Origin of the sequence: Alicyclobacillus fructus (genome assembly GCF_017329605.1) — a bacterium.
GTDB classification, from domain to species: Bacteria; Bacillota; Bacilli; order Alicyclobacillales; family Alicyclobacillaceae; genus Alicyclobacillus; species Alicyclobacillus fructus.
Genome location: NZ_JAFMTY010000009.1, coordinates 64,512 through 76,159 on the forward strand (window position 1 = coordinate 64,512; position 11,648 = coordinate 76,159).

Annotated in this window: 15 protein-coding genes and 1 other annotated feature; all 15 genes read right to left on the minus strand. The window is 61.0% G+C overall.

Annotation, left to right across the window (positions count from 1 at the left end):
* Positions 1 to 51 precede the first annotated feature (51 nt).
* The 15 genes from J3481_RS06430 to J3481_RS06500 all read right to left on the minus strand — a co-directional run bounded on the left by J3481_RS06430 (position 52) and on the right by J3481_RS06500 (position 11,598).
* Positions 52 to 441, minus strand: a complete 390-nt coding sequence (locus J3481_RS06430) for a Mov34/MPN/PAD-1 family protein (protein WP_206831029.1) — start codon at positions 439 to 441, stop codon at positions 52 to 54.
* 455 nt (positions 442 to 896) lie between these two features.
* The gene (gene obgE, locus J3481_RS06435) at positions 897 to 2,174 is read right to left on the minus strand and encodes a GTPase ObgE (protein ID WP_206831030.1); all 1,278 of its coding nucleotides are present in this window, start codon (positions 2,172 to 2,174) and stop codon (positions 897 to 899) included.
* A 4-nt stretch (positions 2,175 to 2,178) separates the two neighbouring features.
* A complete protein-coding gene (locus tag J3481_RS06440; protein ID WP_206831031.1) occupies positions 2,179 to 2,637 on the minus strand; it encodes a Spo0B domain-containing protein in 459 nt (152 codons plus the stop codon).
* A gap of 73 nt (positions 2,638 to 2,710) precedes the next feature.
* Entirely contained in the window at positions 2,711 to 3,016 is a 306-nt protein-coding gene (rpmA, locus tag J3481_RS06445) for a 50S ribosomal protein L27 (protein WP_206831032.1), read from the minus strand.
* A 69-nt stretch (positions 3,017 to 3,085) separates the two neighbouring features.
* A complete protein-coding gene (locus tag J3481_RS06450) occupies positions 3,086 to 3,406 on the minus strand; it encodes a ribosomal-processing cysteine protease Prp (protein ID WP_206831033.1) in 321 nt (106 codons plus the stop codon).
* Entirely contained in the window at positions 3,403 to 3,717 is a 315-nt protein-coding gene (gene rplU / locus J3481_RS06455; protein WP_206831034.1) for a 50S ribosomal protein L21, read from the minus strand. The genes J3481_RS06450 and rplU overlap by 4 nt, the downstream gene beginning before the upstream one ends.
* Before the next feature lie 10 nt (positions 3,718 to 3,727).
* Positions 3,728 to 3,807: a sequence feature (ribosomal protein L21 leader region), on the minus strand.
* A 15-nt stretch (positions 3,808 to 3,822) separates the two neighbouring features.
* Positions 3,823 to 4,731 carry a site-2 protease family protein gene (locus J3481_RS06460; RefSeq protein ID WP_206831035.1) on the minus strand — a complete coding sequence of 303 codons (909 nt, stop codon included), beginning with the start codon at positions 4,729 to 4,731 and terminating at the stop codon, positions 3,823 to 3,825.
* Entirely contained in the window at positions 4,728 to 5,600 is an 873-nt protein-coding gene (locus J3481_RS06465; protein WP_206831036.1) for a murein hydrolase activator EnvC family protein, read from the minus strand. The genes J3481_RS06460 and J3481_RS06465 overlap by 4 nt, the downstream gene beginning before the upstream one ends.
* Before the next feature lie 59 nt (positions 5,601 to 5,659).
* Positions 5,660 to 6,454, minus strand: coding sequence for a septum site-determining protein MinD (gene minD / locus J3481_RS06470; protein ID WP_206831037.1), 795 nt, complete (start codon positions 6,452 to 6,454; stop codon positions 5,660 to 5,662).
* Between the two features lie 5 nt (positions 6,455 to 6,459).
* A complete protein-coding gene (locus J3481_RS06475) occupies positions 6,460 to 7,152 on the minus strand; it encodes a septum site-determining protein MinC (RefSeq protein ID WP_206831038.1) in 693 nt (230 codons plus the stop codon).
* A 91-nt stretch (positions 7,153 to 7,243) separates the two neighbouring features.
* On the minus strand, positions 7,244 to 7,765 hold the full coding sequence (gene mreD, locus J3481_RS06480) for a rod shape-determining protein MreD (RefSeq protein ID WP_206831039.1): 522 nt from the start codon (positions 7,763 to 7,765) through the stop codon (positions 7,244 to 7,246).
* On the minus strand, positions 7,762 to 8,628 hold the full coding sequence (gene mreC / locus J3481_RS06485; protein WP_206831040.1) for a rod shape-determining protein MreC: 867 nt from the start codon (positions 8,626 to 8,628) through the stop codon (positions 7,762 to 7,764). The genes mreD and mreC overlap by 4 nt, the downstream gene beginning before the upstream one ends.
* 23 nt (positions 8,629 to 8,651) lie before the next feature.
* Entirely contained in the window at positions 8,652 to 9,686 is a 1,035-nt protein-coding gene (locus tag J3481_RS06490) for a rod shape-determining protein (RefSeq protein ID WP_206831041.1), read from the minus strand.
* A 15-nt stretch (positions 9,687 to 9,701) separates the two neighbouring features.
* Positions 9,702 to 10,403 (minus strand): RadC family protein, encoded by a 702-nt coding sequence (gene radC / locus J3481_RS06495; RefSeq protein ID WP_206831042.1) that lies wholly within the window; start codon positions 10,401 to 10,403, stop codon positions 9,702 to 9,704.
* A gap of 229 nt (positions 10,404 to 10,632) precedes the next feature.
* The gene (locus J3481_RS06500; RefSeq protein ID WP_206831043.1) at positions 10,633 to 11,598 is read right to left on the minus strand and encodes a hypothetical protein; all 966 of its coding nucleotides are present in this window, start codon (positions 11,596 to 11,598) and stop codon (positions 10,633 to 10,635) included.
* Positions 11,599 to 11,648 lie beyond the last annotated feature (50 nt).

Sequence of the window (11,648 nt, forward strand, 5' to 3'; positions counted from 1 at the left end):
CCTGTTTTCTGGAATTCGTTTTTGATATGATTTTGTAAAACTGACGATGCATCAACAGGATGTGTTGTCCAGGCCATCCATCCATTCGTATGGTTCAATGGCGATGCGCTCGCCGCGAGGGACAAGAATGAGGAGTCGCTTGGAGGTCCAACGAAGAGGGTGATCTCGAGTACTCGGATGCGGTCGTCCGCCTGGGTGGCTGTGATAGCTTGCCCAAATATCCATTCGCTCTCGATCTAAGCTCGAAAGGATTTCCACCCAAACGCGAGGTTCGACGGAAAACCCGGTTGAGCTAGCTGCGACAGGCAATGGCATCGCCCACAGATGTCCGCGACGAAGCACGATGAGTCCTGCGCACTCCTGCGGGAACGATTGCTTCGCGTGGACTTCCAGCGCAGTCCGCAATTCTTCCGGAAGGGTGACGTGAACCTTGACCCACAAAGGTCATGAACTCCTTTTCATGCTGATCATGGATTGTCCGATACCCGATGGACTGTCCAGCCATCGGTGAGACTGGTCAAAAGTCCAATTTCCGCACGGTTGCCGTGAGGAAAGCGCGCAAGATGGCTTCCCGGGAGATGGGCTTGGCCCTTGCGGTGTCGAACTTCTCAACCTCGCCTACGGACCCAGATCGACCGCGGAGAAAAACGTCGACGCGGCTGTGAAGCGTCCATTTTCCATCCATTCCCCGAAGGAAAAGAGCGACATGCCTCGCACCTATCGATTGGACTTCGCCCCCGGTGATACCACTCTCCTTCTCTCCAGGGGTGAAGTCCTTCTCGATCGTCGACAAACCCATGCCGCACGAGGGCTCGTGGTTCTGCAAAACGCCCCATCGATGTCAACCATCAGTGCCGCTTTCGCGGGCCGGTGTCAAAGGATGTAGCTCGATTCCCTCACTCCACAAAGTCGAACACCATGTCTCCTATGCGGATGACGTCGCCGTCCTTCGCGCCCTGAGCGCGGAGAGCGTCATCAACGCCCCGCGCCTGCATGATCCGCTGGAATCGCTTGACCGCATCGTATTGGTCAAAGTTCGTCATCCGTACGAGCTTCTCGATTTCAGGGTGTTCGACGACAAACACGCCATCTTCTTTGCGTATTCGTATCGGCTCCTCCGCCTCAAGGCGGTAGACCTTATGCTCCGACTCGTCGCGCGATGTCGACTCCGACGCAGGTACGGGCGTGCTCTGCACCAACTGGTACAGTCGCTCCGCGAAGGGCTGTAGCCCCTGGTGAGTCGCACCGGAGATCGGGAACACCTCAAGTTCAGGATATGCCACCCGAAAGCGCGCCAGATTCTCGCTCGCTTCAGGCAAGTCCATCTTATTGGCCGCTACCACGCGGGGCCTGTCCGCGAGTTCGGCGCGGTACCGCGCAAGCTCGTCCTCGATGATGCGATAATCCTCGACAGGATCGCGCCCGTCGACAGCGGCCATGTCGATCACGTGGACAAGCACCCTTGTCCGCTCGACGTGACGCAAGAACTGGTGGCCAAGCCCTCGCCCCTCGTGCGCGCCTTCGATGAGACCCGGTAAATCGGCCATCACGAACGAGCGACCGTCCGACAGTTCCACAACCCCGAGTTCTGGATGCAGGGTCGTGAACGGATATGCCCCGACTTTTGGCTCGGCGCGCGTCATGGCGCGGAGCAATGTCGATTTTCCGACCGACGGATAGCCGACGAGCCCGACATCGGCCAACACGCGGAGTTCGAGCTCAATGACACGCTCTTCTCCGGGTTCTCCTTTCTCCGCGATCTCGGGGGCCTTTCGCACCGAATTCGCAAAGTGCGCGTTTCCGCGGCCGCCTCGACCTCCCCGGGCCACCACGAGCCGATCCCCAGGATGAACGAGATCGCCCAAAAATTCACCGGTGTCGCGATCGCGCACAAGGGTCCCAGGGGGGACCTTGATCAGGAGGTCCTCTCCATCTGCGCCGTGCCGATTCGCCGGACCTCCCGGTTCGCCGGATTTGGCCTTGAAGTGGCGCTGATACCGAAAGTCCACGAGCGTGCGCAACCCCTCGTCCACGACAAGGACCACATCGCCGCCTCGCCCTCCGTCTCCGCCGGCCGGACCGCCCCGCGGGACGTATTTTTCGCGCCGCCACGCAACAATGCCATTGCCACCGTTGCCGCCTTTGACGTAGATCACTGCGTGATCGACAAACATCGCGTCACCCCCTTGAGAAGCGAATGCGTGGATAACGTATCTGCCAGGCTTCCACATTCAGATGAGCGTCGCCCAGCTCGACCTGAAGCGTATCTCCCGCGAGTACGAGCTTCAGCCGCAGCGATTTGGCATCCAGCGCACATTGCTCTTCAAGCTCCGACAAGAACGAGGCCCACTGCGCGGTCGCTTCTTCTGCAGGTGGTTCCTCCACGCGGATGTCGTCCACCCACACATGGGGACAGCTCGCGAGCGTCCACAGCATGGCCTCGGCGGTTCGGGGCAGAACTTGTTGCACGCGCCCGAGCGACTGGAGCCACTCGGCAAGGCGATCGAGGGCCGCGATCGCTCGATCCGTCCGATTCATTTGAATCAGGGCACGCACAATTTGCAATTGGTTCAGAACATCATGCCGGTGGCGCCGAAATTCCTCCAGGCCGATGCCTCGATCCGAGGCGCTGGACATGGGCCTTCCTCCTCAACATAAAAGAGGCAATCTGGCACGCTGCTGCGCACAGACTGCCTCGTTGCAGACACCCTTACTTGCCGACGACTTCCGCCTCGCTCGCGACTGGATAGACGCTCACGCGCTTCTTGCCTTTGCCGAACCGTTCGAAGCGCACCTGACCCGTGATCTTGGCAAACAGCGTGTCATCCTTACCGATACCCACGTTGCGACCGGGGTGGATCCGAGTACCGCGCTGGCGGACCAGGATGCTGCCCGCGTGCACGACCTTTCCGTCGGGCTCCTTCACGCCCAGCCGCTTCGAGATGCTGTCGCGGCCGTTCCGCGTGGAGGAAGCGCCCTTCTTGTGCGCAAAACGTTGCAAGTCGAGTCGCAACATCATCGATCATCCTTTCCGTCGTCCTGATGTCTCATGCGGCAATCGTGCGAGCGCCGTCAACCGTCGCGGTCAGTGCCCACGCACGCGCCGGATTTGCACGTGTTCCGGATACTGCTCTGCGACCTGCTCGATGCCGAACAGCATGCTGTCAAACAACAGCCTTGCACGAGCATTCAACGCGGCCGGAAAGCGGCAGGACAACTCGTCGCCGCGATCTCGCACGTCGAACACCGTATCCGCAAACCGTTCCGCTGAGTTGATAAAATTGTAAACCAATACACTCACAGCCGCACAGACGATATCGCGCCCAGCCTCCGCGTAGCCCGCGTGTCCTTGAACGCGAAAGCCAACCGCCTGGTCTCCGCGCTGGAAGACCGTGAACTCGATCATGCGAGCTGAATCGACTCCACGGTCAGCTTCGTGTACGGCTGCCGATGACCCTGCTTTTTGTGATAGTTCTTCTTCGGCTTGTACTTGAACACGACGATCTTTTTGCCCCGGCCGTGCTCAACGACTTTAGCGACGACTTTGGCTCCCGCGAGATAGGGAGAGCCCACCTGAACCTTGCCCTCATTCTGCACGAGAAGCACTTTGTCCAGGACGATATCCGTTCCGACCTCACCGTCGAGTTTTTCCACGACGATGGTGTCTCCTTGACTTACCTTGTACTGCTTACCACCGGTTTCGATAATCGCGTACATCCTGCAACGCTCCTTCACTCAGACTCGCTGCGCCGGCAGGCCACACAACAGCGGCCTTTGAAAGCCGGTGACATGCGGTTACAGTGATACACTCGTGGCATTCTATCACAAGTGAGCGGTCTCGGCAACTGCAGGTTCCGACAGCTTCCCCACCGGAACGTCCCACTTCCCAGAAAACACGGCGTCTACGATCTCACGCTCTTCGACAATATCGACGACCCGCCCGTGCCCATCGAGGACATACACGAGATGGACGCGATCCGGCGCGAACTCGCGGACGACATCGCGCACCCGCGTGTCGACGTTGGCCACGAGCGAGCGAGCGCGGACGACCTGATGGGACCGCCGGCGTTTCCCATCCAAAAAACGCACCGTGTCGACCGAGAGTTCCCGCAGACCTTGCCACGCCCCGACAGCGAGGAACAGCCCCAGAACGAGCGCCCCCACGTGCGGCCTTCCCGCCAAGAAAGCGAGGATGCCAAGGGCCATCAACAGCGCCGAGATCGCAAAGCCCATCCTGTACGCTCCTTCCGTGGCGCGCACGTAACCAACGCCGCGGCTCCGGCTCGATCGCCATAACCGGCCGCCGTCCAAGGGCAGGCAGGGAAGAAGATTGAATACCGCGAGCCACAAATTCAGAGTCACCCACGTCCGATAGGCGTCGGAAGACGCCACACCGCCAGCGGCAAGCGCCAACCCCGCCCAGCCGAGCACCAGATTCACCACCGGGCCTGCGATCGCGACGAGCGCTTCGTGGCGCGGAACACAGCCGAGATCGCCACTCGCCAGTTTCGCCACGCCGCCGAAGGGAAGAAGCTCCACCTCTTTCACCTGGTACCCCAGGCGGCGGGCCATGATGGCGTGTCCCAGTTCGTGCAGGAGGACACACGCGAACAGCACCGCCACCTGCAGGGCCATATGCAGGAAGCACGCGACCGCAGCGGACACCAAGAACAAGGGATGGAGCTTCACCCGCACCCCGGCGAGCCCCGCGCGTGCCCTCCGCCCATTCATGCCTTACCCCCGGCGAACGACAAGAATTGCTCAGGATTTTCGTATTTTCCGTCTTTCTCTACGGCAAATCGGAACACCGGGTGCGCGGGACGAGTAGGCAAGGTCCCGATTTCTTGCCCCGACAATACCACTTCGTCAGGATGAACAGAAACCGTCCCGAGACCGCCGTACAGGGCGATCCCGTCGGAGCCGTGATCGATCTTGACCAGATACGTGCTGCCTGTCCGATACACGCCCAGCACGGTTCCCCCAGCCGCAGCCTGAACCGTGTCCCCGGCATCTCCCTCCACCCACACTTCCGGGTGTTGAGGGCCATAGCCTTGCAACACGCGACCGAAGACGGGTGCCCGCAGCGTTCCTGCCTGCACCACACCGAGGGAGATCGAGCGGACGTGCCAGGAAGTCAACAGGCGATTCAGAGCTGGTTGCAACCGGGAGGTATAATCCTCGTCGAACGCGCCGACGGCATGCGCGGCGATGGGCGAAGGAATGCGCGGATCGTGTTCCACAGCGTAACCTGAAGCCACAAGCACGAGCGCGCCAAACAACTGCCAGGTAAGCCGGGAAGCGTTGCGCGCAGTCTCTCGCCTCGCTCCGGAACGAGGCTGAAACCGGCGGGGCGACGGCTTAACGCGCGACGGAACCGGGCGAAGCCAGGCCGCGCTCTCGACCTGCCGAATGCCCCCATCGTCATCCGCATACCCATACGGCGACAGCGGCGACTCCGGCGTCCATTCAGCCTCCGGCGGTTCATCGCCGGACGTCCACCGGCTTGGCGCCTCACGCGCGTCGGGCGACGCATCGCTCGCTCCGTCGGAAGCACGCGACTCCTGTCGTTTCCATGGCCAGGCTCGGAGATTTCTAGGCATACCCGTCCTCCTCTCCACCACATCTCTACGCCATGAGGAGGACAGGTATGCAAAGGAACCTAGCGGCCTCCCACCCACTTGCGAAGCCGCCCCCAGAGCCCGGCTTTCTCTTCGAGATGCATGAGAGGAACGGACTCACCCAGAATGCGGCGCGCGATATTTCGGTACGCGGTCGCGGCGGGAACCGACGTATCGAGCACGACCGGCTCGCCTCGATTGCTGTTGCCGATCACCCGCTCGTCATCCGGGATGACCCCGAGGAGATCACAACCTAACACCTGCACGATCTCGTCGATGTCCAACATGTCTCCGCGCTTCACCATGTCAGGCCGGATACGGTTGACGACGAGCCTGGGTTCTCCCACCTTGTCCCGCTCCAAGAGCCCAAGGACGCGATCGGCATCTCGCACTGCCGTATGTTCCGGCGTGGTGACGACGATAGCCATATCCGCTGGCGCAACCGCCACCCGAAAGCCTTCTTCAATGCCGGCAGGGCAATCGATCATCACAAAATCGAACGAGTGCTTGAGTTCGCCCACCAATTCAACCATCTTTTCCGCAGAAAGCGCCCGCTTGTCCTTGGTCTGCGCAGCAGGCAACAGGACAAGATGTTCAAACCGCTTGTCGCGAATGAGCGCCTGTTCGAGCCGGCAGTCGCCGTTGGCCACGTCCACGATGTCATAGATGATGCGGTTCTCGAGCCCCATGACCACGTCGAGGTTCCGCAGCCCGATGTCCGCGTCGACCATACAAACCTTTTTGCCAAGCAGGGCGAGCGCCGTCGACACGTTCGCAGTGGTCGTCGTCTTACCGACCCCGCCCTTGCCGGATGTCATCACGATTGCGGTGCCCACTCACATCACCTTCGTTCCTCACGCCCGGAGCGTTTCCGGAGTTTGTGCCATGGGAGGAAGTACTTCATTTCGGCCACTCGCATCTCTCGCCCCTCGAGATACGCGTACTCCATCGTCGCGCGCATTTGCGGAGCGCGGCTCACCACGTCCGCGATTCGGATTTGCATCGGGGCGAACTCTGCCGCTGCGACGACGGCCGTCTCATCGCCATCCACGCCGGCGTGCGCAATGCCAAGGAGGCGGCCAAACACGTAGATGTCACCCGTTGCCTCCACCACAGCGCTCGGATTCACGTCTCCGATGATCACGACGTCCCCGTCAAAGGACAGAGGTTGTCCTGAGCGCACCAAGCCGTGATAGATATGTTGAGGGCGCATCCCGTGAGGACGGCGGGCCATCTCCCGCGCCTCGGGGGCGCTACCCCAAGCCCTCACCAGAAAATTGTCTCGCTTTCGAAAAACGTCGAGGATGCGCCACGTCTCCTGGGGTGTCAGTGCTCGCTTGCCGTAGTCGACATACACATCCACAGTGGGGCCTTCGAAAAGCTTGCCGGTTTCACCCGTGATGAGGGTTTCCAGATACCCGCACACGCGCTCCACATCCGCGCGTTCGTCCAGCAAGAAGGTCAGTCCCTCACGCGTTCCCTTCACGGTCACCGGAGGCCTATGGTCCATCAGCGGCTCACTCTCTAAAATCAACGGCTGCTCCCTCCAGGGTGGCGCGATCGCCCAACAGGCAATATTCGCCCTGAACTCGCCGATTTCCTTCCGTGCGGCGAAATCAGCGAGTTCAGGGCGAATCGGCGTTGTGCAGAGAATGGTACCGACGCCTTCGGGGGCGATTGAATAAGGCACGGTAAACGGGATACAACGCGAGCGCCACGACACCGTTGACGATCATCGACTGAAGCGACGCAGACAGCGCGTATTGAACGGAATCGCTGGTCACTTCAAACAGGCGCATAAAACCGTACGTCAACCATGAATGCACGAAACTGAGACCCATCGTCGTCAAAAAGGCGATGGCGAGGTTCTTCTGCATGAACTGGCCGAAGACAGCCGCCGCGACATAAGCCGTCACGCCATACGCGAACGCATTGAGCCCAATGAAAGGGCCGTAGCAGACGTCCTGGATCAGGCCGATGGCGATGCCAAACATCATTGCGAGGTTCGCCCCTCGAAAGAGCGCGAGAAGGACCAGGATCACGAGCACAAAGTCCGGATGGATGGCGTCCATCGGCGGAATTTCGAAGAGCGTTGCCTGTAAGATCAATCCCATCCAGAGCGACGCGAACGCAATCGACGCCTTCACGATGAACTCCCCTGTTCGCGCACGACGAACACATCCTGCAAAAAATCCATCTGCGCAGCAGGCTGGACAATCGCCGACTTGGCGGTATTGTGCGCTCCGTACACCACCTTGGTGATGGTGCCGATGACCAGCCCGCGAGGAAACACGTCACCAAGGCCCGACGTGACGACTTCGTCGCCCACGAGTTGCGAAGAAGGCAACTGAATGATCTGGCCAAGAAAATCCAGATTCAACTGACCCGGATTCGTCGTGGAACCCGTGACGACGCCAAACGGCTGCATGTGACTCGCCTCCACCAGAGCGGACACGCCGTCACCCAGCTCGGTGTCGGTGATGAGAACAACGCGGGCGCTATGCCCACTCACGGTATCCACGCGCCCAACGAGACTTCCATCCGGGGCCACGACCGCCATGTTCGGCTGCACGCCGTCCGCACTGCCCACATTGATGGTGAGCGCCGAATTCCACTCCGACGGCTCTCGCCCAACCACCATGGCCGGAATCTCGTGCAGCTGATTGACCGTGCGATTGTAAAAGTGAAGCATCGTCTCCAGGCGCTGATTCGCCGCCTGCGCATCCGCGAGCTGAGCGCGAAGCGCCTGATAATTCTCCATCTCCTGCTTGAGCGCGGCATTCTCCTCATACATCTGACGGAGGTTGGACAGACCCGCGAAAAATCCCGTCAGTTTGCTGACCGGTTTGTATACGATCCCCGAGACGACGCTCTGCACGTCCATCAAAATGCGCTCGGGAAACGTCGCTCGGCGGCCGGTCTGAGACAGCGTCAGGCCTGCGATGATCATGAGGACGATGAGGCTGCCGAGAAAGAGAAACAGCCGGCGACTCGTCAAATACCGGGACACGGGTATCCCTCTTCTCCGGCCGCTTACGCCCGGCCTTGGGCACGCCGCATGGCGGCCGAGCGCTTGCGGTACACGTCGTAGTTATCGAGCGCCTTCCCCGTCCCAATGGCCACGCAATCGAGCGGATTCTCGGCCACAAGGACGGGCATTCCGGTCTCTCTTGCCAAACGCTTGTCGAGATTGCGCAACAACGCTCCTCCGCCCGTCAAAACGATGCCGCGATCCATGATGTCGGCGGCCAATTCGGGAGGCGACTTCTCCAACGTAACCTTCACGGCGTCCACAATGGCGAGGACCGTGTCCGACAGCGCTTCGCTGATCTCCTTCGAGGTAATGGTCACGTTGCGCGGGAGACCGGTCAGGAGGTCGCGCCCGCGGATCTCCATGGAACGTTCTTCGTCGAGATCGTCCGCCGCCCCAATTTGAATTTTGAGGTCTTCGGCTGTTCGCTCGCCGATCATGAGATTGTACGTTTTCTTCACGTACTGGATGATGGCTTCGTCCATCTCGTCGCCCGCCACGCGAATCGACCGCGATGTGACGATCCCGCCGAGCGAAATGATGGCCACTTCGGTCGTGCCGCCGCCGATATCGACGACCATGGAACCCGTCGGCTCACCGACCGGCAGACCTGCACCGATGGCGGCCGCCATCGGCTCTTCGATCACCTGCGCGTCCTTGGCGCCGGCCTCCAGGGCCGCATCCTCGACAGCGCGGCGCTCCACGGCGGTGATGCCTGACGGGACGCTGATCATCACCCGCGGCTTCCCGGACCACGACGACTTGGTCTTCATCGCCTGGCGGATAAAGTGGCGCAACATCGCGGATGTGGTCTGAAAGTCGGCGATCACGCCGTCCTTCATCGGGCGCACGGCGACAATGTTGCCGGGGGTGCGCCCGATCATCTGCTTCGCCTCGGCGCCGACCGCCTCAATGCTCCCCGTGTCCGTGCGAATCGCGACGACCGAAGGCTCCCGGACGACAATGCCTTTCCCCTTCACGTAGACCAGCGTGTTCGCCGTACCCAAATCAACACCCATGTCCCTGACGGAAAACATTCACTGTGACTCCTCTCATGAAATAGAATCGAAATACCCTTCCGCGCGCAAGCTGACAAACCGCCCGTCGCCAATCACAATATGGTCCAGCACCTCAATGCCGAGCACCCGCCCCGCCTCAACGAGGCGCCTTGTGACCGCGATATCTTCCGGACTAGGAGATGGGTCGCCACTGGGGTGATTATGTATGCACAAGATGCTCGAAGCGCTGATGCGGATCGCGCGGCGAAAGATCTCGCGCGGATGAACGATGGAAGCGTCCAGGCTCCCTACAGACGACGTGTCCTCAGCGAGCACACGATGCTTCGTGTCCAAGAGAAGGGTTACAAAATGTTCCTTTTTAAGATACCTCAGTCGGTCCATCACATACTTGGCCGCGTCTTCGGCCGTGCGGATCTGCCGTTTATCTCCCGGCGGCTTGCGAACGACACGGCGTCCCAGTTCGACGGCGGCCGCAATCTGGACCGCCTTCGCCGGTCCAATTCCCGGCACGCTCAGCAACTCCGCCACTTCGAGATCCGCGAGCCGGTCGAGATCGCCCAAATGACGGCAAAGCGACTGCGCGATCTCGTACACGTTCTGCTTCCCGTTGCCTGACTGCATGATGCACGCCAAAAGCTCGTCCATGCGCAACGCGCTGGGCCCAAGGCGCATCAAGCGCTCGCGCGGCCCATCCTCGAGCTCCGACGCCAGGCAGACATCCCATTCCATGACCATCCCACCCTCGTCTCCGGCTGATGCCCTGAGCATACGGAAACGAGCGGGATGCGACAAACGGATGCAGGAAAAATCGTTATACGGGTGACGAATGACCAAAAAAAGGGTCCGGTGCATCCGGACGGATCTCAACTACAACAACACCTTGCGGCCAACTCGCCACATGCCATTGGCCTCGCGAATGAGCATATCGCGACGGTACTATTGTGAACATGTTCGACACCATTCGTCAATGGCTCATTTTCGACAACTCGATCACGTCCGGGAGCCCGCACAACCGCAGCCAGTCGTTCAGGGCCCGCACCGCCGACGTCTCCGAGCTTCGCGCTTGACCTGCTTCTATCGAGCGAAGCAGAGTTTCCATCGCTTCGTGAAGATCCACGGCGACCTTCGCGTCGCCATTCGGCCAACTGGACCACGTGCTTGGGGCTACGGCGAGCGCATTCCGCACCGCTTGCTCCGCATCTGTTCGCCTCCCCCCATCGGCCGCCCACGATATGGCCGCCAACAGCGCGCTTTCCGCCAGTGCGAGGGCGTTTTCCTGCTGAGCCAGCGAGCGCTGGGACACGACGCCCGGGATCAGGGTGTTGCCCGCTCGCACCCGGATGGCGCGGACATCGTAGTCGGCGGCACGGAGACGGGCCTCTTGGAACCAGTGCCGCATGCCGATGGGCGTGAGCGCAAGCCAGGGTACCATCCCGCTGGATTCGCGAGGCACCGCGACTTCAAGGGATAGCCCAGGATACGAAAGCGCGGCGGACGGACTCTGGGTCATTCGCACCGGGGCTGAACGGGCGCCCGACGCGACAGATGTGACAGGGTCGACAGGCGCGGCGAGCTGATGAAATAAAGCCAGCGCAAGACAACCGAACATCATGCCGCTTGCCAGGCCCGTCTTCAGCCCTGCGCGAAACCGGCCCTCGCCAACCGGCAGGATCCAATCGCGAATCGCCCGGACCGCTTGATTCCACCGCGAGTCGCGGGCAGACGGCGAGCGAGCCTGTTCGATGCGGGCCCGCATGGCATTGAGGGTCACGTGCGAGCGGCGGCGCTCGATGCGCAACACCGGCTCCTCGGCGTTCAGCGGCACCCCGGAAGGGGGAATCGTCCAGCTTTCCGTCCCCATCCGGACGCGCACCGTGTGCGTCGGCGGTTTGCGATTTTCAGGGCTGTCAGCCGGATTCGATGCGTTCAAGATGACCGCCTCCTGGTTCGCGTCGTCATCACGCCTAGTCTATGAACCGG

Excerpts from the sequence above, each read along its gene's own strand:
- obgE (WP_206831030.1), bottom strand. The coding sequence starts at position 2,174 with ATGTTTGTCGATCACGCAGTGATCTACGTCAAAGGCGGCAACGGTGGC.
- J3481_RS06440 (WP_206831031.1), bottom strand. The coding sequence starts at position 2,637 with ATGTCCAGCGCCTCGGATCGAGGCATCGGCCTGGAGGAATTTCGGCGC.
- rpmA (WP_206831032.1), bottom strand. The coding sequence starts at position 3,016 with ATGTTGCGACTCGACTTGCAACGTTTTGCGCACAAGAAGGGCGCTTCC.
- J3481_RS06450 (WP_206831033.1), bottom strand. The coding sequence starts at position 3,406 with ATGATCGAGTTCACGGTCTTCCAGCGCGGAGACCAGGCGGTTGGCTTT.
- rplU (WP_206831034.1), bottom strand. The coding sequence starts at position 3,717 with ATGTACGCGATTATCGAAACCGGTGGTAAGCAGTACAAGGTAAGTCAA.
- J3481_RS06460 (WP_206831035.1), bottom strand. The coding sequence starts at position 4,731 with ATGAATGGGCGGAGGGCACGCGCGGGGCTCGCCGGGGTGCGGGTGAAG.
- J3481_RS06465 (WP_206831036.1), bottom strand. The coding sequence starts at position 5,600 with ATGCCTAGAAATCTCCGAGCCTGGCCATGGAAACGACAGGAGTCGCGT.
- J3481_RS06490 (WP_206831041.1), bottom strand. The coding sequence starts at position 9,686 with ATGTTTTCCGTCAGGGACATGGGTGTTGATTTGGGTACGGCGAACACG.
- radC (WP_206831042.1), bottom strand. The coding sequence starts at position 10,403 with ATGGTCATGGAATGGGATGTCTGCCTGGCGTCGGAGCTCGAGGATGGG.